Annotated in this window: 21 protein-coding genes; 9 read left to right on the top strand and 12 right to left on the bottom strand. The window is 41.5% G+C overall.

The genetic code is table 11. The features are described from left to right. Positions 1-184 precede the first annotated feature (184 nt). From M595_RS32125 to M595_RS05420, 3 genes are read left to right on the top strand one after another with little or no spacing between them, the layout of a single operon-like run. Positions 185-757: a transposase gene (locus tag M595_RS32125; protein ID WP_023065073.1), complete on the top strand. Its 573-nt coding sequence runs from the start codon at positions 185-187 to the stop codon at positions 755-757. Continuing rightward, positions 726-1109, top strand: a complete 384-nt coding sequence (locus M595_RS32120) for a zinc ribbon domain-containing protein (RefSeq protein ID WP_238987026.1) — start codon at positions 726-728, stop codon at positions 1107-1109. The genes M595_RS32125 and M595_RS32120 overlap by 32 nt, the downstream gene beginning before the upstream one ends. Positions 1110-1148: 39 nt before the next feature. Continuing rightward, positions 1149-5021, top strand: a complete 3873-nt coding sequence (locus tag M595_RS05420; RefSeq protein WP_023065042.1) for an nSTAND1 domain-containing NTPase — start codon at positions 1149-1151, stop codon at positions 5019-5021. Positions 5022-5101: 80 nt separating this feature from the next. Here M595_RS05420 and M595_RS05415 read toward each other — a convergent pair whose 3' ends face one another. From M595_RS05415 to M595_RS05385, 7 genes are all read right to left on the bottom strand, one after another. After that, positions 5102-5713, bottom strand: a complete 612-nt coding sequence (locus tag M595_RS05415) for an SbcC/MukB-like Walker B domain-containing protein (protein WP_023065032.1) — start codon at positions 5711-5713, stop codon at positions 5102-5104. 30 nt (positions 5714-5743) lie between these two features. Beyond that, positions 5744-6358, bottom strand: a complete 615-nt coding sequence (locus M595_RS05410) for a hypothetical protein (protein ID WP_023065047.1) — start codon at positions 6356-6358, stop codon at positions 5744-5746. 415 nt (positions 6359-6773) lie between these two features. Then, the gene (locus M595_RS30030) at positions 6774-7130 is read right to left on the bottom strand and encodes a phage lytic cycle repressor MrpR family protein (RefSeq protein ID WP_161809804.1); all 357 of its coding nucleotides are present in this window, start codon (positions 7128-7130) and stop codon (positions 6774-6776) included. Positions 7131-7385: 255 nt separating this feature from the next. Next, positions 7386-7592, bottom strand: coding sequence for a hypothetical protein (locus tag M595_RS05395; protein WP_023065099.1), 207 nt, complete (start codon positions 7590-7592; stop codon positions 7386-7388). A 46-nt stretch (positions 7593-7638) separates the two neighbouring features. Continuing rightward, the gene (locus tag M595_RS05390; protein ID WP_023065134.1) at positions 7639-7974 is read right to left on the bottom strand and encodes a hypothetical protein; all 336 of its coding nucleotides are present in this window, start codon (positions 7972-7974) and stop codon (positions 7639-7641) included. 197 nt (positions 7975-8171) lie between these two features. Beyond that, complete coding sequence (locus tag M595_RS30505) at positions 8172-8366, bottom strand: hypothetical protein (RefSeq protein WP_152983535.1); 195 nt, start codon at positions 8364-8366, stop codon at positions 8172-8174. Positions 8367-8648: 282 nt separating this feature from the next. Next, positions 8649-10799 (bottom strand): S8 family peptidase, encoded by a 2151-nt coding sequence (locus tag M595_RS05385; RefSeq protein ID WP_023065113.1) that lies wholly within the window; start codon positions 10797-10799, stop codon positions 8649-8651. A 134-nt stretch (positions 10800-10933) separates the two neighbouring features. Here M595_RS05385 and M595_RS05380 point away from each other — a divergent pair, with 134 nt between their 5' ends. Next, the gene (locus M595_RS05380; RefSeq protein ID WP_023065119.1) at positions 10934-11422 is read left to right on the top strand and encodes a type II toxin-antitoxin system VapC family toxin; all 489 of its coding nucleotides are present in this window, start codon (positions 10934-10936) and stop codon (positions 11420-11422) included. Positions 11423-11791: 369 nt separating this feature from the next. On the opposite strand, the gene M595_RS05375 is transcribed toward M595_RS05380, so the two are convergent. The 3 genes from M595_RS05375 to M595_RS05365 form a co-directional block, all read right to left on the bottom strand. Next, a complete protein-coding gene (locus M595_RS05375) occupies positions 11792-12127 on the bottom strand; it encodes a XisI protein (RefSeq protein ID WP_023065071.1) in 336 nt (111 codons plus the stop codon). 14 nt (positions 12128-12141) lie between these two features. Further along, positions 12142-12342: a hypothetical protein gene (locus M595_RS05370; RefSeq protein WP_023065058.1), complete on the bottom strand. Its 201-nt coding sequence runs from the start codon at positions 12340-12342 to the stop codon at positions 12142-12144. Positions 12343-12411: 69 nt separating this feature from the next. Next, positions 12412-12648, bottom strand: a complete 237-nt coding sequence (locus M595_RS05365; protein ID WP_023065146.1) for a hypothetical protein — start codon at positions 12646-12648, stop codon at positions 12412-12414. A 245-nt stretch (positions 12649-12893) separates the two neighbouring features. Here M595_RS05365 and M595_RS05360 point away from each other — a divergent pair, with 245 nt between their 5' ends. From M595_RS05360 to M595_RS05340, 5 genes are all read left to right on the top strand, one after another. After that, positions 12894-15416: a CHAT domain-containing protein gene (locus tag M595_RS05360; RefSeq protein WP_023065059.1), complete on the top strand. Its 2523-nt coding sequence runs from the start codon at positions 12894-12896 to the stop codon at positions 15414-15416. Between the two features lie 205 nt (positions 15417-15621). After that, positions 15622-16968: a hypothetical protein gene (locus M595_RS05355; protein WP_040483628.1), complete on the top strand. Its 1347-nt coding sequence runs from the start codon at positions 15622-15624 to the stop codon at positions 16966-16968. A gap of 24 nt (positions 16969-16992) precedes the next feature. Then, positions 16993-18120, top strand: coding sequence for a DUF1822 family protein (locus tag M595_RS05350; protein ID WP_083492777.1), 1128 nt, complete (start codon positions 16993-16995; stop codon positions 18118-18120). 17 nt (positions 18121-18137) lie between these two features. Next, positions 18138-20540 (top strand): CHASE2 domain-containing protein, encoded by a 2403-nt coding sequence (locus M595_RS05345; protein ID WP_023065128.1) that lies wholly within the window; start codon positions 18138-18140, stop codon positions 20538-20540. Between the two features lie 37 nt (positions 20541-20577). Continuing rightward, positions 20578-21345, top strand: a complete 768-nt coding sequence (locus M595_RS05340) for a hypothetical protein (RefSeq protein WP_023065067.1) — start codon at positions 20578-20580, stop codon at positions 21343-21345. 88 nt (positions 21346-21433) lie between these two features. Here M595_RS05340 and M595_RS05335 read toward each other — a convergent pair whose 3' ends face one another. Further along, on the bottom strand, positions 21434-23299 hold the full coding sequence (locus M595_RS05335; protein WP_023065050.1) for a CHAT domain-containing protein: 1866 nt from the start codon (positions 23297-23299) through the stop codon (positions 21434-21436). A gap of 209 nt (positions 23300-23508) precedes the next feature. After that, positions 23509-24282 carry a Uma2 family endonuclease gene (locus M595_RS05330; RefSeq protein WP_023065084.1) on the bottom strand — a complete coding sequence of 258 codons (774 nt, stop codon included), beginning with the start codon at positions 24280-24282 and terminating at the stop codon, positions 23509-23511. Between the last annotated feature and the right edge of the window lie 2 nt (positions 24283-24284).

Below are 24284 nucleotides of genomic sequence, written 5' to 3'. Positions count from 1 at the left end.
CACCCCTAAACAGGCGAAAAGGCTTGACTTAACTTTAGGGGCATTTGCAGATGCTTGTAACTATATCAATAGCACCGTCAACCCTAAAATCAAAAATAAGAATAGGATTCAAGCTGAGGTTTACAAAACTGTTAGAGAACAGTTTAAACTGTCGGCTAATCTTGCTGTTAGAGCTTGTGCTAGAGTGGCTTCTAACCGGAAAACAGCAGCAGAAAAGAAAAAGCCCGTTAAGGGTTTTCAACCAACATCAGTAGACTATGACGCGAGGATTTTTTCTGACAGAGAAAAAGACCAAACGATTAGTCTATCTACGGTTGAGGGTCGAGAGCGAGTTGACTTGATTTTAGGAAACTATCAGATCGGGAAGCTGAGAGGGAAAACTCCGACATCGGCAACCTTATCAAAACATCGCGACGGGCAACTGTACATCCATATTCAAATCAAAGACACAACTCCAACCCCTAAAAAGACTGACAATATTATTGGTGTGGACTTAGGTCGCCGTGATATTGCAGTTACTTCTTTGGGAGAAAGTTGGAGTGGTGAAAACATTACAAAGGTCAGAGATAGGTTTACCAGAGTGAGGGCTTCTGTTCAAAAGAAAGGCACAAAAGGAGCAAAACGACTCCTGAAACGGCTATCTGGTAGAGAGAAGCGATATCAAACCAGGGTAAACCACAACATAAGCAAACAAATCATTTCTCGTGCTATTGATATTGTTGCTAATGAGGACGCGCGAAGATTTAACTGGTATTAGAAATAGAACTAATACTCAACCCAGAAACAAGATAGAGCGTAGGCGTTCTAACAGTTGGGCATTTTACCAGCTTCGACAATTCTTGGAATACAAGGGAGTTAAAGAAGGCGTTGAGGTTGTTGCTATTTCCCCTAGATATACTAGCCAAACCTGCCACAAGTGTTTACACATACATCCAGAACAAGGAAAGTCCTACCGTAGCAGCAAGACTTTCAAGTGCGGTCATTGTGGGTGGAAAGGAGATGCAGATGTGGGTGGCGCGAAGATGATTTCAATTGTGGGGCAGTCTGTAAGCCTGCCTGTAACGCGCAATCCTCTATCTTGTTCCGTACTAGATAGTATATTGGATTAGTGCGAATGCCCCAAGACTTTAGTCGGGGGTAAGCTTACTATGACACAGAGAACAAAATACGATTTGTTCATTTCCTACGCAGAGGTAGATGAAGCGTGGGTAGAAGGCTACTTACTAGATAGTTTAAATCAAGCTGATATACGCTACCATTGGGAAGCTGCATTTACCTTGGGCGTACCCCGTCTAAAAGAATTTGAAAATGCAATTGTAAATAGCTATCGTACCTTACTAATTATCTCTCCTGCTTATTTAGTTGATAACTTCAGCGAGTTCGTTGACTTATTAGGTCAAAGTTATGGTTTAGAAACCGCCTCTTGGCCTGTTATTCCTTTGATTTTATACCCCGTTAAACTGCCTTTACGCTTGAAGACGTTAACTCCTCTGGATGCAACCGATGAAACTAAATGGCTTAAGGCGATAGAACGTCTTTGTGCAGATTTAAAACGTCCAGTTTCTCCAGTTCCAGCAAAACCCGAGTGTCCCTATCCGGGAATGATACCCTTTGACGAATCAAATAGCGATCGCTTTTTTGGACGCGAACAGGAAGTAGAAGAACTTTTAGACCATCTGTATCGACATCAGTTGATCACAGTTATTGGTTCTAGCGGTAGTGGAAAATCCTCTTTGATATTTGCCGGGTTACTTCCTAAACTCCGCCAAAGTAAACGCTTCGGTTCGGGTGAATGGTTGGTACGCACAATGCGCCCCGGTGAACATCCTTTAACCACCCTAAAATTGACTTTAGGAAGCGAACAAACAGACTTCTTTTTAGCCGTTACAGAAGCCCTAAATACTCAGCCTGATGCTCAACGCTTGCTATTAATTATAGACCAATATGAGGAACTGTTTACAATTTCCCACACCGGAAACCAAGAGTTTCAACAAGCATTGTTAGAATTGCTGGAGTTTGACACCTGCTATTTAATTTTAACAGTTCGAGCCGATTTTTATGGCGACTTGATGCAAAGTCCCCTCTGGGAAAATATCCAGTTACATCGGTTGGAAGTTGTTCCTCTCAATGAAAGCGGGTTACAAAAGGCAATTTTAAAACCGGCTGACAATGTGGGCGTATTTATAGAATCAGCTTTGGTCGAACGTTTGGTCAAAGATGCGATGGGCGAACCAGGTGTTTTACCCTTAATTCAAGAGACTTTGGTACTGTTGTGGGAGAAATTACAGCGACGATTTTTGCCTCTAAAAGCTTATGAAATCTTGGTGCTTTCTCGCAAAGATTATGATACATTGGGAAACAATAAACTGACCGGATTACAAGTGGCGATCGCCCGTCATGCTAATGCGGCTTTAATCAACTTGAAACAAGAGAACCCCGAGCAAGAAGCGATCACCCGTCGCATTTTTTTGCGTTTGGTGCAGTTTGGAGAAGGACGAGCCGATACCCGTCGCCAGCAACCTGTAAATGCCCTGCGTGCAGGAAACGATCCTTACTTATTTGAAAAAACATTATCCCATTTGGTCAACTGTCGCCTACTGACCCTCAGTGGTGGAGAAAATTCTACTCGTAAAGTCGATATTGCCCATGAAGCCTTAATAAGCGGTTGGCCGACTTTACAGCAATGGCTCACCGAACGTCGAGAAGCCGAATTAATCCGCAGACGCCTAGAAGCAAAAGCTCAAGAGTGGGAACGCTTGGGGAAAGGTAACGGGGGTTTGTTGGATGAAGTGCAACTGGCGGAAGCACAAGGTTGGCTCAACAGTCCTGATGTTATTGAGTTGGGTATTGACTCAAGTATATCAGCTTTAGTAAAAGCTAGCGAACAGGTCATTGAGGAAAATAAACGGCGAGAAGAAGAAAGCAGACAGAGAGAACTTCAGCAACAAAAGAAAGCCAATCGGGTTTTGGTAACTTTTATTATTGTGTTGAGCGGGTTATTTTTATTTGCTCTAAATCAAACTAAAAATTCCAATATTAAAACCATTGAATCTTTAAGTGCATCTTCCCAGGCTCAGTTCTCTTTAGGCGAACATCAACTAGAAGCATTGAGGGATAGCATATCGGCTGGAAATTTATTAAAAAGTTGGCAGTTATTTGTTCCTATCAATACTCAAGCAAAAGTATTACAAGCATTACAAAAAACCGTTTATGGGAATAGAGAAATTAATCATCTACAAGGTCATAGACACTGGGTTAGAGGTGTGAGTTTTAATCAAGATGGTACAATTCTCGCTTCTGCTAGTTACGATCAAACCGTAAACATCTGGAGTTTAAAAGGAGATAAAATCAGAACAATTCCCCATAATGGTAGAGTCTATGATGTCAGTTTTAGCCCCAAAGCTGATATTCTGGTTTCGGCTAGCGAGGACAAAAAAATTAGATTATGGGATTTGAATGGAAAACTTATTAAAGAGTTTTTCAATCCCAACTTGGCAGTTTCAGGTGTAACCTTTAGTCCTGATGGTGAACAAATTGCTTTGGGTAGCAAAGAGGGTATATTCATTTATGATTTAGAAGGTAAAGAACTGCAAGTTTTTCCAAACGTAAATGATTGGTCTATGTCGGTAAGATTTAGCCCGGATAGCAAATTAATTGCCAGTCCCGGTAAAAACAATACAGTTGAAATTCGGACTTTAGAGGGAAAACTCATCAATGTTTTACAAGGACATAAAAACTGGATTTTTATAACAAACTTTAGTCCCGATGGCAAACTGTTAGCAACGGGGAGTGCTGATGATACGGTAAAAATCTGGGATATTGATGGTACTCTGATCGAGAGTTTATCACATGAGCAACCCATTACCTGGGTGACTTTTTCTAATGACAATAAGACGTTAATATCGGGGACTACAGATGGATTTATATACCTTTGGAATTTTCAAGAGCGTGAATTAATTCAAAAGTGGAAAGCGCATATCGGTACAATTACAGAAATAGAGGTGAGTCCCGATGGAGAAATTATGGCATCAAGTTCTATAGACACTACTGTAAAACTTTGGAACCTGAACAGACAAGGAAATTCTTTAGGGCGACACAATAATGAGGTTAGCAGCGTAAACTTTAGCCCCGATGGTAAAAATGTTGTTTCTGCTAGTGCCGATAAAAACATAAAAATTTGGGACTTAAATAGGAATTTAATTCAAACTTTTAACGGGCATACAGATAAAATTTGGAATGTAGTTTACAGCCCTGATGGTCAAAAAATCGCGTCTGCTAGCGCTGATAAAACTGTTAAAATTTGGAACAGAAGTGGAAAGCTACTCCAGAGTTTACAAGGTCACGAAGACGAGATTACAACTGTAAAGTTCAGTCCCGATGGTAAAATCCTGGCAACCGCTAGCGTTGATCAAACTGTTAAATTGTGGAGTACGGATGGAGAGTTATTGAAAACTTTTGAAGCTCATAATGATACTGTTAATCGCTTAAGTTTCAGCCCCAATGGTAAAATGATAGCGACTGCCAGTCATGATACTACAGCTAAACTCTGGGATTTAGATGGAAATCTACTTGCAACCTTTAAGGGGCATACGGATATCGTCAAGGATGTAAGTTTTAGTCCTGATGGTAAAATGATAGCGATTGCTAGCAATGACAACACAATTAAACTCTGGAACCTCAATGGAAAACTAATACGAACCTTTAGGGGTCATAAAGGCTGGGTTTTTGCTGTAAGTTTTAGTCCCGATGGTAAAATGATTGCTTCTGGTAGCAGTGACTTTACCATCAAGTTATGGAATCTAAAAGGTGATGAACTCGCAACCTTTCAAAGTAATAGTTATATTTTGAGCGTTAGTTTCAGTCCGGACTCCAAAAAAATAGTTTCTGGCGATCAAAAGGGTGTAGTAGCATTGTGGAATCTGGATTTAGATGATTTACTCAAACGCGGTTGCAGTCAGCTACGTCCCTATTTGAGAAATTTATCCAATAAGGATGAATACAAACATCTTTGTAAAGAATGATTGTTTGGAAATACTTACAAACATTAAAAGATCTGACTCCTGATCGCAGTATGGCGGAGGAATCTGTAACTGTGCATGGGTTAATAAATTTTAATTTCCGAACCCGTCGCTTTTTTAATCACTTGAATTTCTCGACCAATTCTTTCAGCAATTTCGGGAACATGACTGATTACACCAATCATTTGACCGCCAATCTTAAACCCAATTAAAGTATCTACAACTCGATCTAAATCATTGACCCCGACGCTCGAAAATCCTTCATCTATGAACAAAAACTCTTGATTTCGTCCCCGATTAAATCGTTCTGATAAAGCCAAAGCCAACGCTAGAGAAGCTTGAAACGTTTCGCCCCCCGATAAAGAAGAGACGGGTCGCACATCATCCCCGCAATGGCTATCAATAATTTCATAACCGCCTTCACCCAGTCTAAACTGAAATTGACCGTCGCTTAAATTATAGAGATGTACCGAAGCATTTTGCAGTAACTCCGCCTCAAACTTATTGAGAATATCGGTTAAAAACTGGGCGGGTTGTAAGTGCTTTTTCAGGGTTGCATAGTCATCGTATTCAACCTGAGTTTGTTTCAACCTATTTTCTAAATCCCCTTTTTTCAGTCTATCCTCAGCATCTTTTTGTAGCCGGGATTTCCAATCAAATATAAGTTGACGAACACTTTCTATTTTGTTATCCATTTCATTAACTTCACGCCGAATATTCTCGAACTATTTAATATCAACACTTTGCTCTGTTAAGTCCGACTTTAAGTTAGAAATACGTTCGCTGAGAATCAATTGGTTCGTGTCAAAATCCTTGACTTGTTTAGCCAATTGTTTGTGCTGTGGAATTAAAGTATAAGCCGAATGAAAATCCCCTTCAGACCAGCCTTTTTCTGCAAGCAATGCTTCCCAATCTTGGATTGATTTACAAAGCTTTTCATCAATTTCTTTAATCTGTTCCTGTTTGGTCTGTAAACGAGTTAAAGCGGTGGTTTGTTCGTTCTTAGCATCCGCCAGAATTTTATTCAATTCCATATATTTTGCATGGAAATCCCTTGTCGCTTGGCGAAGTTTAACGGTTTCGCTTTTGAGTTCTTCCAGCTTGTTTAACCGTTCATCTTCAGGTAAACTTGTTAAATATTCTATATTTTTTAATCCTTCAAGCAGTTCGACTGATTGAGATTCACAATCATCTATTATCTTACTCAAACCTTCGATATCGCCTGAGCTTACCCGGTCTAGAATTTGATTGAGGGCGTAATTGATTTCTTCATTTATCGACTTTTTCTCATCACCGATTGTTCGACCCAGATGTAAATCTGCGGTGTGTATAATTTTCATGGTTTTATTCAATTTTTAGGTGAATAATTGTTCTTATTATACTATACAATTCGGAAAAAGTGTTCAAGAGGTTAATAGTTAGTTGTTGTTTGAAAAAAATAACTACAAACTTTTCTGGAAAAAGCTTCCTATTGCTGAATGATTGGTACATCCAGCCCCTAAAAATACTCAACCAACCTTCACACGGGGAAGTCTGTCATCGCCCGATTGTAAATTTCTTGAATCTCCTGAAGACTCGGCGGTGAGTCAAATATCAAAGACTGCTGAATTGAAAACCCAAAAAAGTATTGAATAAAAGCATTGTCAACCCCTTTTTTTGAAACCAGTTGATGAAAAAAATACGGATTTTGTAGGGGTTTATCAACGGATTTAACCCGGATTTTTGTACAACTATTTTTAGGATGAATGGGACTTGCTAAACAGGACACTTATGATGTTGAGGGGATTCAAATAAGTAAGTAGCTTGCTGTTGACTCATGGGGTCAGCCTGCATCGCCAAAAGGTCTTTAAAATTCACAGGAAATAGAACAATTCTATCTTGACCTCGCTCCGAACGAATGAGGATTTGCTGAGAGTCAAAATCGATGTCAGTTAATTGGATATTAACCAGTTCACCGAGACGGATTCCTGTATACAACAACGTTTTAAGAATGACCCTTTCCTGTACAGTTGAGTTATTTTCAATCGCTTGATAATAGCGTTGAATTTCTTCCGAGGTGGGTATTGTTATCTCTCGTGAATGTTGTGAGGTCGAGGGAGATTGCAGCTTCAACTCTTGACACAAGTATTTAAACAGACTCCTTAAATAGTTAAAATTCGGGTTTTCATTCCGCAGATAGACGGCTAACTCTTGAGCTTTTTTCTGGGCGGGTGTGCGCTGAAAATTTATCAGAATACCTCCGAAAATCTATGCGTGTTAAACGTTAATTGTTGACTCTAATCTTGAAGCTTTTTTCAATTTAACCTGGCAGATTCAGGATCACTTTTAGGGTCGGATAGTTTCCTAAATCTCCTGGTTGTTAACGAATCAATCCAACTCGGCTATTGCGTCTTCGGGGTCAGTATCAGTTAATGCTATCTGAGCGGCACGAGCCATTTTCCAACACATCTGTAATCGGGGATGCGTCCCTTCCCAAAAGTTTAAATTGGGGTTGAGGATTTCATAGCCAATAATTTGAGCAAATTCCCTCGCCAATTGATTCGTTTGCTGTAAAATTTGTTCTGGGTTTCTCATAATTTGTTCTCCATTTACAAGTTCAAGTAGATGCCATTTTTGCTGACTACAGTACGGTTGCCTGAATTCCCGTAACATCTATGATTTGTTCGTTTGAGGTTGGGATTTCGCTGTCCGCCTGTTGAAATTTATCTAAACTTTCAAGTGAGCGCTGCTGTTCTACTTCCTCCGATTTTAGGGTAAAATCAATCTGCTTTATCCTTTCCCAATAAGTCTTTTCGTCATCGCCAATTGCCGCATAGTTAATGACACTGAGCGAGAATTTTAACTCATCAATTCGGGAGTAATCCTGGGTTTTAATATTGGCGGAATGCAACCAAACATCAAAAAAGTATTTCCATTCATTCCTCAATTTTTGCGTTTTAAAACTAATGACCAGCACATCACCCCGTCGATAACAAACGTCACTAATTTGTTCTTTCTCTAGCGTTTCAGTTTCAACTAAACGTCTAATTCGTTGTGAATCTTGGGGTCGTGAATGGTTAGAATGCCATCATCGGTAACATCAAATTTTGATGCCAAACCCACCGTGATTAACTCCTCACCAAATTGATTGGCGGATTTGCGTTCACTAAATTGTCAAACTAGCGGGGGTTCATAACCTTTGGGAAACTGTGTAAAGTTGGAATCAGCACAGTTTAAAATATCGGTTGTGAAGTGATGACCCGATAAGTTTTTTGCCCTGACATTCCACTTCTCATCGAAAGACTCAAGTTGAACCACGAAACCTTCATCCGATAATTTGTGATGCGATCGCGTTTGCCAGTTGTTCATCGCTAAAACCGATAATTAACCAGTCACCGCACCGAGAACAAAACTTATTAATGGGTTCGATTGTGATTGCGCGGGTTCCCCGCATTGAAGGAAGTAAGCCGCTTTGCGGCAGGCTACGCCAACGTAAGAGAGCGAAGTTTGCAATCTTAGGGAACGCCGACCAAGAGAGCGCACTAGCGGAGCCAATCGCACTGCAATTCCCGAAAGGTATTCGGGTTGACACTGGAAGTTTGGTACTCCAATCAAATCTTCTCAACCCCCGAAGTTTCTTCGACTGAATTCTTACTTTGCTTTTCTAACCGCAGCTTCGGCATTAACTAACCCTTTCCCAAAGAAATATTGTTCGGCAGAAACAGGTTCGGGTAGGGGAAAAATCCCCGATAAACGGTCTTGTTTTAAGGTTAATCCCACACTCTTTTGCAGACGATAACGATTCATTTCCGATTGAGATAAACTCAATGAATCATAACTTGCTGTTTCTCTGAGAATTGAAATTAGGGAGTCTCGACTCAAACGAGGATTTACCCCCCGCATCAACGCCACCACTCCCGCCACTGTGGGCGCCGAAAAAGAGGTTCCCTGTACCTGAACGTACCGTCCCAACGGATCGAGCGCCACCGCCCAAGACTTCTCCGCTTCTGGGATACCCTGCCAAAATCCTTGCACCCAGGTTCCGCCCGTTGTTAAAATACCACCATCAGGATTAAGTTCAGTTTCTCCGCCCGGTGCCATCACATCCAACCGTCCGCCATAACTGCTGTAGAAAGACCGTTTTCCCTCCAAATTCGTCGCTCCCACAGAAATTACCCCCGGAATAGCTGCCGGAAAAGACACCCCATCGAGTTTTTCATTCCCCGCAGACGCGACAATAACCAACTGAGGATGGGCGTCAATAATCCGAAATACCTGATCGGCTAAGGCTTGATGGGGCAATACACTCCCCAAACTTAAGTTAATCACATCCACATCCCGTTCAGCAGCGTAACCGATCGCCTCAATTAACCGGGCGGCGTCAATTTCTCCACCCAACCCAAACACCCGCACGGGTAACAACTTCGCTTTGGGGGCGACACCCACCGCTCCCTGTCCGGCTTCCGGTTGGGCGAGAATGACTCCCGCAGACCAGGTACCGTGAAATTCCGATGCAATTTGACGACGAATGCGATCGCGAACTTGCTCGGCAATTTCCGATTCTGATAAGCTAGAATTATGACGCTTGATAGAGTTGGCTAAACGTCCGTAGTTTTCCAACAATTCTTCATCGGTGAGTTGGAAGGTATTTTGAAAGTGAGGGCGCACCAGTTCCAGTTCGGCTTGGCTAATGCGGGTATCGGGGTCGCCCGGAACACAGCGTTTTGACGGTTCCGAACACGCCGCTGTTTTGCTGGTAAAGTCCCAACCGTGGGTTTCTCCAGGGAGAGGGTTAGAAAGCTTAGAAGCGGTATACAAGTTCTCAGCCAAGTCGGGATGATCCCACTGAATTAAACTATCCAATACCGCCACCACAACGCCCTCTCCGCCGTTGCTGTGCTTCCAGGCTTCCGTCGCCCGAATATCGGTGCGGGTGCGATAGCGACCCCGCTGGGCGGTGCTGTTGAGGTGCCAAGCGAGGGGTAGGAGTTGACTTTGGTATTCGGCTTCGATTTTGGGAAGGGAAGCGATCGCCTGTTCCAAACGGTTTCTATTGGTTGAAGCGGTTGAGTTGGAGGCAATATCTTCAACAGTATAATTGAGGGATTGAACAAAATTGGGGGTGGCGGACTGGACTCCGGAAATACGGGCGAGTTGGTTGGAAACGTTGATAATTTCGGTGCCTTGTTGAGTTTGAGAACGGATGAGATAATTGTTCGGTGTAAATTGTAGGGGTCGAATAATTTCTAAGTTATAACGGTTGAGTAAAGATTGAATGTTTCGGGTGGAAAAATCGGGGTCAAAACTGACTAAAATTTCGTTGGGAAGTATGACGGTTTGAGACTTTTCTTGTGGGTTTTCAGTTAAAGAAAGTACGGGTAAGGTATTCTCAACGTAGGACTGTTGACGAATTTGTTGAGTGAGAGTGTCGGGGCTATTGGGAGGAACGGTGACGATGGCGTAACGTTCTCCGAGGGGTTGTACGTCTATTTTGACGGTGGGTGTACTGCTTCCCCGAGTGCGAGAACCGCTACCGGAATTTTCTAAGTCTTGCTGAAGTTGTAAATAGAGGGGAATATTGGGGGTGAAACTGCGACTGCGTGAGGTGGAGGGTGGAGTTTCGCGGAAGGAAACGGCGATCGCATCTTGTCGTAAATTGAGGGGAATGGGTTGACCATAAAAGGTGTAGAATAATTCGGTGTTGGCTTGGGCGGTAACGGTTTGGGAATTGAGGATATTGGGTACAATTGCAGCGGTGAGAAAGTATCCGGTCAGAGTTAGGCTAGAGAGTAACCGCTTCATTATATAGATCTCCTTGAATGTTCGGTCACTGACTCATATTTTTTGGGGTGTCGAGGATATGCAGTTGACGAGTGTTTTCAGTGATCGTGCAGCATGGTTAAGCTGTATTATGTGGGTATATCGAGAAGAACTTTATGACCGAAACTGTCTACATCGACACTAGCATCGTTGGCTATCTAACTGTTAGAATTAGTAATAATCTGATTTTGATGGCGAACTCTGAAATCACACGGGAATGGTGGGAAACTCCGCGATCGCAGTTTACTCTTTATATTTCTCAAATTGTTTTAGATGAGGTAGCACAAGGTGATGTAGAAATAGCAACTAAACGACTGGAAATTTTGCGTGATTTTTCATTACTTGAAGTCAATCAAGCTGTTCAGGATTTAGCCGTTGAGTTTCTCGCTAGAAGCAACCTTCCACCTAAAGCCGCTAATGATGCACTTCATATTGCGATCGCTACAGTTTATGGATTAGATTATTTGCTAACGTGGAATTGTAAACATATTGCTAATGCTCAGATTCAGAAGAAACTATCGCAAATTAGCGTTGATGCTGGATATGAACTACCAATACTTTGTACACCTTATGAGTTGATGGGAGGAAATGATGTGGAAGGATAGTGTTCTTGATGAGATTTATAGAATTCGAGAAGAATATGCTCAGTCTTTTAATTATGATTTACAGGCAATTTGCGATCATCTACGAAAAAAACAGGCTGAAAGTGGAAGACAAATCATCTCAGAACCATTTAAGCCACGGAAACAGCCAAATAAAACACGCTGAATTTTTCGGGAGAATGACAATATTTACACAAGTAATTTGCTCGTTGTCGAATCAATTCTCTTGTTGCTTGGTCAATTGTTATTTTTGAGCCGCCAACATTGCATTAATATAGGTAAAAATCCGAACTTGTCAATTCTATTATATTTGATTTGCGATCGCGTAATGTTTCCTCTACCATCATCTCAATACAAGTTTTACAAAAACATTTAAACAACTGCAAACCCGGTCATATTCCGATGTTCTGGGCGATAAAATCCCAAGACAATATCCTCTTTTGGTACACCTAAATCTAAGAGTTCTTGAGTAACGCCTTCTTCTGTTCCATCCCATTCTACCCAAATTTTTTGATGATGAATTCGCACGTGAAACACAACAGCATGAACTCGACCTGTTCGATCCCAACCGAAATCCATTAATAAATAATTGTCATTAATTGTATCGCACAGAGGTAAGGTTTCGATTTCTCCATGACTGGGAGTGTATTCAGCATGACGTTTAATAATCGTTTGAATCGCTTGTCGATACTGTTCTAATTTTTCCATGCCAATTCTAACGTTTAATTAATTGTACTATCATTAGTTTGTTGATTTGGAGATTTGACTAAACTGCGCTTTGATGACAGATTGATGACTTCTCTACCACTTTCTGCCTGTTTCTTCTGTAAATCTGCAATGATTGCCTTTAAGTCATAGTTAAAGGATTTGGCATAGCTTTCACGAATTTTATTAATTTCTTCTACAATTTCATCTTTCCACATAGATTATTCTCCCAGTAACTCATAAATAGTTGTGTCAAAATTTTATATGATTATTCTGTTATTGTTCTACTATCCTCTTTGAGCGGCTAACATTGCATTAATATGAGTGAAAATCCGATCTAATTCTCCAATGGCTTCAAGTTCGGTGCTTTCTTCAACGGTGAGGGAGTCGGCTTTTTTCTTGTCAAGGAGTTCTTGCATTCGTTCTTGCAGGTCATCGGTGAATTTGAACAGGTTGATCCGATCTATTTGTTCAATTGTGATATTTCCCAGGAGAGCGGAGGGTTTAACGACAGTAGGAGTCATAGGACAGTTAAGAATGTCGATAGGGGGACTGAGTACAATCCTGTTGAAATTTTAAACGGTTTTTTTGCTCAATGGTCTAGTCGAAGCCGTACTCACTGAAATTATTCGTTATATTCGCGCCCCAAGTTTTAGATAATCAATTCATAATTTATAATTCATAATTCATAATTCATTAATGTTTTGCATAAGTTCAACATCCCTCAAAATATGTAACGTGTAGGAAAACGGACTTGAGGAAACGGTCAATGTTCATCCCCTCTCAATTTTCGCTGAAACGGCTTGCGGCTTGCTGTGGAGTGGTGAGTTTGTTGGTTGCTGCGCCTGTAACGGTTATCGCTGAGGAGTCTTCAAATCATCAAGTTTTGTTGGCTCAACAGTCGGATGAACTGGAAGAAGCCAAACGACTCAACCAACAAGTTTATCAACTCTATCAACAAGGCAAATATAACGAAGCCATAGCCATAGCAGAACGTGTTCTGGAGATGATGAAGAAACTGCTGGGGGATGAACATCCCGATGTCGCTACCAGCCTCAATAATTTAGCACAACTCTACTATTATCAAGGCAGGTATAGTCAAGCCGAACCCCTCTACATACAAGCACTGGAGATGTATCGGAAACTGCTGGGTGAAGAACATCCCGATGTTGCTACCAGCCTCAACAACTTAGCATTACTCTACAGTGACCAAGGCGATACAACTCAAGCGATTAATTATCTCAGTCGAGGGTTAGAAGTGCAAGAACAAAACCTGAATATTCTCTTAGCAACAGGTTCGGAACGTCAGAAACAAGATTCAATGAATATGATATCTTTTACGACTGACCAAGCTATTTCTCTCCATCTTCAAAATGCACCAAATAATTCAGAAGCGGCTCGTTTAGCCTTAACAACTATATTACGTCGTAAAGCTCGAATTCTCGATACTGTCACCAATGAATTACAACTGATTCGAGCAAATATCACCCCTGAAAATCAACAACTCCTCGATGAATTAGACACAATTCAACAACAACGGGCAAGTTTACTGTATAGTCCACCAGAAGATTTACCGCCAGAACCATATCGTCAGCTAACCGATAATTTAAGAGCAGAAGCAGAACAGTTAGAAGCACAATTAGCTCAACGCAGTGCCGAATTCCGAGTGGAAACTGAACCTGTAACCATTGAAAAATTACAACAATTCATTCCTGAAGATACGGCTTTAGTTGAGATTATTCAGTATTACCCTTTTGACGCAAAAGCTCAACAAGATGAACAATGGGGAAAACCTCACTATGCAGCCTATATTATTTCTGCTAATAGTATCAACTGGGTAGATTTAGGAGAGGCTGAACCGATTGACCAAAAAGTGAATGAATTTCGTCAAGATTTAGGAGAAAAACGTGCAAGTGTTGAACGTTCGGCGCGTGAATTAGATGAAATCGTTATGCAACCGATACGAGAAAAGTTGGGCGATAAAACTCATATTTTAATCTCTCCCGATGGTCAACTGAATCTCATTCCCTTTGCGGCGTTGATGGATGAAAATAACGAATATTTAGTTAAAAATTATCTGTTCACCTATCTGACAACCGGACGGGATTTATTGAGACTACAACTCGACGCCCCCAGTCGTCAAGACCCGGTTATGTTAGCCAACCCCAACTACGACGAACCCGGTAATTCTACAGGCGTTCAAATAGCCTCCAGTTCCCCTCGTCTCGAAGATTGTACGTTTAGCCCCCCTCGCCCCCCAAATTTGGGGGGAACCGGAGTTCAAAGTCCCCTAGAATTAGCAGGAAATACAGTTCAAAGTCCCTCACAATTAGCAGGAAATACAGTTCAAAGTCCCCCAGAATTGGGGGATTTAGGGGGCGAGGATTTAGGACAAGCCGAGTCCAGCCCCCCTAGCCCCCCAAATTTGGGGGGAACCGGAGTTCAAAGTCCCCTAGAATTAGCAGGAAATACAGTTCAAAGTCCCCCAGAATTGGGGGATTTAGGGGGCAGAAAAGATGGGTGTATACAAGCCAACACAACAACATCAAGGAGAAGTACCAACCAACGTTCAACCGACTTCGATAACCTCGCATTCACTCCCCTCAAAGGCACCCAACTCGAAGCCGACGCCATTCAACCCATCGTCCCCAATTTGCAAGTTTTCACGGGTTCTGAAGCAACAGAAAACCTCCTCGAACAGCTACAAGCCCCCCGTATTCTGCATATTGCGACTCACGGGTTTTTCCTCGAAGATATTGAATGTACTCCCGCGACCAGAAGCCGGGGTACTCCAGACGGTGGCTTTAAGGTGATTCTCAACCCCGATTTTCAACCCGACTGCAAACCCACTCCCAGCAACCGGGAAAATCCTTTATTGCGTTCTGGGTTGGCGTTGGCGGGGTTCAACCGTCGTCAAAGTGGCGAGAAAGATGGGGTATTAACGGCTTCGGAAGTGACTCGACTCAAGCTTTACGGAACGGAATTGGTGGTGTTATCGGCTTGTGATACAGGTGTGGGTTCGGTGAGTACGGGCGAAGGCGTTTACGGGTTGCGTCGGGCGTTTGTGAAGTCGGGGGCGGAAAGTCAATTAATGAGTTTGTGGAAAGTCGATGACCACGGAACTAGCGAGTTAATGTCAATGTATTATCAACGCCTAAAAAATGGCGAAGCGCGATCGCAAGCTATGCGTCAGGTACAGTTAGAATTGTTACAAGCACCTTTTTATGAACATCCCTATTATTGGGCTTCGTTTATCTTCTCTGGAGATTGGCGACCGATGGAGAGTTTTTAATTAAATAATGAGATATTACATTTAATTGTCTATTAGAAATTGAATAACCCAATCCCGTCGAGATAACCAACTTTATACCGTCGTTCAGATTATCAAACGATTATTGGGTATCGGAACCCCTACAATTGCATAAGGTCAGTTACCCCTAAATATGTAGAAGTGGCAGGGCAAAATAAGCGTCTATTTGGAGGTCATTCAAAATCTCATGGGTTCTGCATTACGATATTGGTGTTGGGTGAGGTTGAACTCGGGAGGAAAGCGCCAGGTGGAAGAAATTCCTACGGCTAAAGCCTTGTTTCAACAGCAGTTTCCCCAATTAATGAACTCGGAAGTTCCAGATGGTGTCATTCAACGACAATTGGTTCATCTGATGCGTTCGGAAACAACTTCTGAAGATTCCCAAACTCAACTTGGGGCTGAATTTTGTTTGCGGTGTTTTATTTCTCAGCAAATTGAACAAACTTGTTCGGAATTAGCGAGAAGATTTGGAGAAATGGGCGGTTTTAATCAAATAGATTTACTCCCTTTTGTTCTCGATGATTTTGAATTGCTTCCCCGTTCAACTCCGAAAACTGATACTAACTACGAATCTTTAGCCAATAAAATTCTCCGAACATTCAACCCAGAACGGGGTCAACTCAGCACTTGGACGGCGCGACTGGTGAAGTCTCATCCCGAACTGAATCGTTTTCTTTGGGACTGCGGAGTACACTTACAAAGTGACTGGTCAATTCTCAATAATTATCACCCCAAACAGTTAGAACGGTTGCTGACAGAAGTATACAACTATAGTTCTATTTTAGCACAAAAATCGGGGGAAATTTTAGACAGTTATCAAACGGTTTATTTAAGCGATCGCCTACAAAAGAACCGTTCCCGTTCTCGCTGTCAACCGCCAAGCCCCGAACAGTTAAATAGAATTATAGCAGATTTGGAGGAAAAAGGATTCAATAATTATACTCCCGATGATCTGTTAGAAGAATTAGAATCTTTGGCGGAGTTTATTCGGCGTTCGCGTCAACCCCAACGAGAACCGCTTCTCGATAATACCCCCCAAGAAACAATTGATGAAACTGAAGGGGAAATGGGGGAGTTTTTGCAGCGTTACCGTCAATTACTTCTTACCCAACTCGACCAAGCTATTTTACACGTATTGAATGACCGTTTGAGTTCTTTTAAAAAACGCAAACCCCCGAAAGATAAAATTTTTATTCAAGCCTTGCAACTCTATTGTCTGAGTCAACCGATGAGTGAAATTGCTCGGAAAGTTGGGTTGCAAAAACAGTATCAAGTCACTCGTTTATTACAGTTAATAACTCTGCGACAGGATATCCAGAAACGGTTACTTGTCATTTTGAAAGAACAAGTGATCCAACTCGCACGTTATTATACGAACCCAACTCAATTGGAATGTTTGGAACAGGCTGTAGCCGCAGAAATTGACCGAATAATTGCCGAAGCAGAGCGAGAAACCATGAGTTTTAATTGTTCCCGCGAGAGCTTATTTAATCGCCGTCTCTGTCGTCTTATCGAATCACACTATCAACCTTAAACACTAGAATTGGACGTTAAAGCTATGAAAAACACAACTATGGAATATGACAGCATGAATCTCGGAAAGTTTCTGACTGAAGACAATATTTTTCTGACATTAGAACAGGTTAATTTAGCAGCAGAAATAAGCCAAACCTTAACAACCCGTCCCCGCCAACAATGGCAAGTTTATCTGAATATTTTAGCCAAGTTGGGAACGATTGAATGGTTGCGGATGCGTTCGCCAGAGTTGATACAAAATGATTCAGTTCAGTTATCAAACCCATCTATTAATCAGCTTCAAGTGGGTAACTTCAGACTCAATTTAATTGTTACGGACAGTTCCCATAATTCGGAAGTTTGTGTTCCCAGAGCGATTCTCGAAAATTCTCAAACACAGTCTAGTTTTTATGTTTTGATTGAAGTCATAGAAGATGTACCTGTTTTAGAAGACTCGGAAGAACAAGTGAATGTTTCCCTGTTGGGATACTTAACTCAAGCACAACTCAATCAACACAATCCAATTATTCTTGATGACGAACTGGCGTTGTTTTCAACCGATTGGTTTGAATTTAAACCGGATAAATTGTTGCTCTATTTACGGTGTTTTGAACCCGAAACGGTTAGCAGTCAACAAAGATTATCTCAAGCTGTTCAACCCGCTTTAAATGTGGGCGACTGGTTAAAAAATCAGTTGGGTCAAATCGCCGAAGAATTGTCTTGGACGTTACTCCCACCCTTGAGTTATAGTTCGGCTTTTCGAGATTTAAGAAGTCCGATGGAACTGTTTACAGATGCCGTAACTGAGTTAAGAAATCAAGCTCAATTGGTCATTCCTTTTGAAGCTAGAACTGCTTATAGAGATTTAGTTTGGGGTGAAATTGCCATGCGATTGTATGTGACAACTTGGCAAATTAATACTAATATAAATTCTCCCGAATGGACGCTATTACTTTTACTTACTTCTCAACCCAGTTCAAGTTTACCTGTGAGAACTCAATTAACCGTTCGAGATGAGTTACAAGTCTTAGAAGAACCCGTGCTAACTAATCCCACACAAGACTACATTTATGCTCAAGTGATTGGTGCTTATAATGAACAGTTTTTTGTGACAATTCACTTTCCCAATGGAACGGCTATCACCTTACCGCCATTCACTTTTATTGGTTAGTTTACGGGTAATTTATCATGCTGCAATTATACGTTCAACAGGTCGAACAATCCTGTCTATTTGAGTTAACAACGGAATCCGGACAGCGACTTCCCGCTCAGGTTCCATTTCCCCAAACGTTAATGGTTCTCTATGAAGATTGGCGGAGAGCTTACATCAATTTCTATCAAGCTCAACCCTCATTTAATAGAGAAGACGCAGACGATAACTTGCGGGGAAAATCGGGTGGAAGTGGAACGATTTCACCGTCTGTAACCGATTGGAAAGGTCGTTTAGTGGAAGCAGAAACTCGCTTACTCTACGATTTTAATCAATGGTTACGCAGCCGTAAACTGTTTGATATTCGAGCAAAAATTTCCGAAGTTTGTCGTCAATACTCTCCCCATAAAACTGTTAATCTGTTTCTAATTTGCGGTTCGCCTGAACTGGAAAAACTCCCTTGGGAGTCTTGGGAAATTGGCGTTAAGTTTGCAACTTCTGACCCGCTTTATATTTCTCGAATTCCTAACAATATTACCGCCCCTCCTTCTCCTCCAGTTAAACGTTCTCGTCCGCGAATTTTAGCGATTATTGGTCAGGATGGTCATCTCAATTTTCAGCAAGATTTACTCGCTCTCCAAAACCAACTTAAACCCCTAGCAACGGTTGAAACGGTGGGTTGGGAACCGGGAAAATCTATCTCAGAGTTGGAAACAGAAATCAAGCAAGCTATTACCGATGAAAAGGGTTGGGATGTGTTGTTTTTCGCCGGACATAGCAATGAAACTCAGATGACGGGAGGAGAATTAGGAATTGCACCGGGAGAGTTTCTGCATATCAAAGATATTAGCCATCAGCTAGAAATTGCTAAGAATAATGGATTGCAATTTGCACTGTTTAATTCTTGCAACGGCTTGAAAATTGCTGAGAGTTTAATTAACTTGGGATTGAGTCAAGTTGCGGTGATGCGGGAACCCATTCACAATCAAGTTGCACAGGAGTTTCTGTTACAATTCTTGCAAAATTTAGCTGAATACAAAGACGTTCAGGAATCCTTAACTGCGGCTTGTAAGTTTCTCAAAGTGGAGAAATCTTTTACCTATCCTTCGGCTTATTTAATTCCTTCCCTATTTCGCTATCCTAATACTCAATGGTTTCGGCTTCAACCTTCGGGTTGGCGAGAACTTTTGAAGCAGTTTCTTCGTCCAAAATGGTATGAACTTATTGCTTTGGCGGGTTTGTCTATTTTAAGTTGGCAAGTTCCAGTTCAGTATCAATTACTCGAACAACGAGTGGGAGTTCAAGCCGTTTATCGGAATATAACCGGACAGATTCCTCAAACAAAACCGTCTATTTTATTAGTTGAAATTGATGAACCTTCTTTGGTTGCTGCTGGATTTTCTGACCCTATCTTAATCAGTCGTGTTTATCTGGCTCAATTGGTTAATCAGGCGACTCAAATCAATCGGAAAATAATCGGAATTGATTATATTTTAAATACCCCGCAGCCAGAAGAAGACCAAATATTAGAAACGGCGTTAAATCGTGCAAAGTCTTTGGATACTCTGTTCATATTTGCAACAAGTCGAGGTACAAAACCCGGATATCGACTCTGGACATTAAACCAATTTACAACTCATCAAACTTGGCAAGGAGATACTCGTCTTTGGCGAAACGGTCGTTTTATGACACTTTTACCGCTCTCAACAGAGGAACGCCCTTTTCCCCTTAGTTATTTGTTAGCTTTGGCAAAGGTTTCTAGTGAATCCGAAAATGATTTATTTTTGCAAAAAAAACCTACAGAATTAACCGATAAATTATTAAAAAATTGGATGCAGCCTTTGGGTATAACCCAGATAGGTTATGGTTTTAGGCAGTATTGGCTTCATCCGATTACCGATTTTTCGACTCCTGCTCAATTTGTTTATGAAACTATATCCGCCCAAGATTTTTTAGCAAGTCAACCCGATGAACTGCAACAAAAATATTCGCAATCTGTCATTTTAATCATACCGGGAGGATATCGAACTGCGGGAGTTAATAGTTTTGGAGAAGATAATTTACCTCCACCTCCAGCGTTCTGCTATTGGCAAAAAATATCTCAATCTCAAGAGTCCTGTCCTTTATTTGTTGGCGGTAAAGTTCATGCCTATTTATTTAACCATTTCCTTCAACAACGTCCAGTGATTTCTGTGCCAGATTTATGGCTGATTTGGCTGTTTGTTCCGATTGGCAAAGGTCTGAATATTCTTCTAAGTAAATATGAATTTTCTAGAGAAAAGCTGATACTATTGGTAACGGGTGGAACACTAATTTATGGATGGATTAGCCTACAACTTTATGTTTCTGTTTCTATTCTATTGCCAATCTTGATTCCCGCAACCATGATTTGGGTTTATACCGTACCTAACTTAATTAATCAAACCAACTTTAAAGATTAATTATTTCAATTTAAACACAATAAAGGGGTAAATTTCGATGAATTTATATCAACTTATTCCCGCTAAAGTTATTGCTTTATCTCTAATCTCTGTAAGTATTTCAACAATTTTTCAAGCTGAAGTTTTATCCGAAACTTCCTGGATGTTTTTAAGTCGTAGTCAACCAAAGGATGAAGAAGGTTTTGAAAGAGAAAGTCTTTGGCGTCGATTTTTTCCTCGGAGTGAACCCCCTGAGAATGAAGGAACTGAAGGGGGGAGTAAAGGGGATGATTTCTGTCCCATCGCGCCGAATCAATTTTTAGAGGTTGAACGGGTTTGGAATGAACGTCCGACTTTCACCTGGACGGGAGGTATAACTCAAATTGAAATTCGAGAACAAGGTAATGAAAAGGTGGTTTGGAGTAAAGAAATTTCGGCGGAAAATCGGGTAGAATTAAATACTGAAACTGAATCTTATACTCCATTTAAACTTTATCAAGTTACGGTTGAAACTGTACTCAAACCCGGTCAAATTTATGAACTTCAGGTTTCAACCAGTCCTTCCATTGATTATAGTTCGATTCCGTTGAGGATAATGACTCCCGAAGAACGGAATTATCTCACTCAATATTTACAAAAGTTAGAACAAGAATTGGAAGAAAAAAATATTACAGTCGATGTGGTAATCTTACAACGGGCTGATTATTTTGCGAGTCAGAAACTTTGGTCTGAGTTTTGGAAAGAAGTGTTATCTGTTGAGTCTCCTTCTGAAGATTTGAAAGTGTTAATTAACGAAACGGTTGAGGAACTTTGTTTACCTTCTTAAGAACCTCTCCCCCAACCCCTCTCCTAAAAGGCGAGGGGAGTAATAGGAGGTTGGTGGGGGTCAAGGGTTGAGTTCGAGAGGTTAATCTTTATTGTGCTTCTCCAACGAGGGTAAACGCCGCCCAATTAATCGGTTCGGGATACTTTTCTTTAGTTTCTAAAATCGCCCGACGTAACGCAACAATTTTATCGGTATCTTCTGTCCAATACTCATAAAATTTAGTCATTAAAAACTGGGTGGAATCATCGGGAACTTTCCACAACGAAACAATTAAACTGGGAACTCCCGCCTGCAAAAATGCACGAGATAATCCAATTACCCCATCCCCCGAAATTTTACCCCGTCCGGTATCACAAGCGCTCAATACCACCAACTCGGCGTTGAGTTTCATGTTATAAATTTCTACAGAAGTTAACAGTCCGTCCGCATCTGCTGAAGGCGCCAAAGCAATCGCTCCCGGCGCATCAAACACCCCAGATTCTTCGGGGATACCATATTCTAACAGTCCGTGAGTTGCCAGGTGAATTAATCGCGCATTCCGCATTTTTTGTGTTACAATAGTTTCAGTAGCCTCGCCCCAAACTAACGGTTTAACTTGGAACTTCTTGGCGATCGCAAAGGCTTCATCTTCGGCCCCTTGTAAAGCTGAAAGTTGTTCTACTTCTCCACTATTCGGGTTCCAGACTTCGGGCATGGTTGGATTGCCGACAATGAGAATATCTGAAGCGGGATTGTTCTGTTTTTCAGTGTGGGATTGACGGGCAACATCCAGCAATTGAACGGAGGGAGAAGTAAGAATTGTGTGTTTTTCAATTAAGTATTGATTCTGCTCATCCATCAACGCCGGAAACGGAACTAAATACAATTCGCCCTGCGGCATAAATACCACTTTTTTTGAAGGGTCGGTTGGTAATAAATCGGCGATGGGTTGAATTAAAAGGTCGTGGAGTTGGCGGAGATTGGCGGTTTGTTTGGCGAGTCGTTCTTGTTGAGTCTGTGGAGAGAGTCTAACAGCAAAGCCACCATCTCCGTTGCGACCCCTCGCACCAATATCTTCTATGCGACTATTATCAACAATTTCACTGAGGGGAGTATTGAGAGAAGATAAATTAACTTCTTTGAAAGTAACGTCACCTGTGGGTTGGATTACCCAAATATAGAGTGACGAAATATCAGGAAACCGAACAATAGAATACTGAACAAATGTAGAATTTTGAGTTTGAGCAATCTGACGAATTTGCTCAATATTAAGAGGTTCGGTTGTGGGAACTAAACCCTGCTGACCATCATTCAATCGTTCGGACATCAGTTCAATCAAACTGCGAGCGCGACCTTTTTCAGAAATCTCCAAAGCCGCATCAGTTTTATTCTGAGCTACTAATACTAATTGAAGGCTACGAAAACTGCGAAGATAGGTATCAAAAATCGAGACTTTATCTGAGTCCTGTTCTAAGTCAATTCGGAGAGATTCAAAAACATCAATTGCTTTTCTCAACTCAACTTCTGCTTCTGCTGGTTTGTTAAGGTCGAGTAAAGCTACACCCAAATTGCCCAGAGAACTCGCTTCCCCATTGCGATCGCCGATTTCTCGTGCAATAGTTAAGTGCTGCTGATGGAATTCTATAGCTTTTTGATACTGCCCCAAACTATTGTAAGCAGAACCCAAATTGCTCAGAGAAGCTACTTCTCCTTTGCGATCGCCTATTTCTCTATATATTTCTAACGCTTGTTGCCAAGACTGCAATGCTTCTCGAAATTGGCTAGTTTTGGCTTGTTGAAGACCCTGTTGGAATAATTGATCTGCTTCTGCTTTTCGTTCATCGGGGGTTTGTGCGAGAACTTGAGGTACATTCAGAACATTTATTGATACAACTGGACTCAACACACCCACAACAACCGCCAGGGTTAACGCTTTGAGGTTCAACACCGAAATTCCGACCGGGGTAGATGTCATTTCACTTCTAACCTATTTTTGGGGTTGAGCCACATATGCAGTTGAGATGGTTCTCAGCTAGAGGAGGTTTGAAAAGTAGAAGATGTTTTGTGTTTGCCCCCTAAATCCCCCAATTCTGGGGGACTTTGAACTGTATTTCCCCTCAATTTTGGGGGGACAAAGGGGGGCTATCCCCAAAGTTGGATCGAAACTGAATAATTCATAACAATTTACAGCGTTTCCGGATCAATATTCAATTCTCGCAACTTCGCAGCTAACCGTTCATTGCGATCGCGTTCGGTTTCAGCCGTTTTCTCCGCTTCTATTGCTCGTTGTTCAGCGAATTTTGCTGCTTCTTCGGGAGTTGGAACCAACTCACCTTCCGGTGTAAAAAATCTCAATTTTCCTTCATAAACTCCCAGAAATAAATTTAATTGTTTGCTCCAAAGTTTTCCCTGTTCGTTGGGTTGGAGTTCTTGATATTTTCCTTGAATGATTTCAAACCCTTTGAATTCTAAGCTGTCCGGTGAAAACCAGAAATAGTCGGGAGTTCGGAAAGTATCTTGGTAAATCTTTTTCTTCGTTGTTCTATCACAGTTCTCCCGGATGCAAGCTCCGGGAGCTGCTGTGACTTCGTCTACATTTGCGGTGGATTTTGATAACAGTTCAATAATAACGTTGGGATATTTTCCCCCTTCTTCCCAGACCGTCCAACTTTTGCGGGGTTTGCGTTCGGTATCGAGAACTACAAAGAAATCCGGCCCTCTAAAATCATTGGTTTTCACCTGTTCCAAACTGTAGTAAATCGTTAGATTTCCCGCCGCAAAATAATCAGTTCGTTCTTGCCATAACCAATCCAAACACTTCATTAACAGCAACAACTGTTGTAGATGCAAATAACTTTCCAATGGCGGCTCCTTACTTTCTAAATTTGTGGGTGGATATTCGATTTCCTCTAATTGGTTTTCCGGTTGGAGTGTTTCTAAATCTTTAGCAACAGTCATTG

This window comes from Lyngbya aestuarii BL J (genome assembly GCF_000478195.2).
Lineage (GTDB): Bacteria > Cyanobacteriota > Cyanobacteriia > Cyanobacteriales > Microcoleaceae > Capilliphycus > Capilliphycus aestuarii.
The sequence above is the reverse complement of the archived record's forward strand: the minus strand, read 5'-3'. Positions and strand labels throughout refer to the sequence as shown.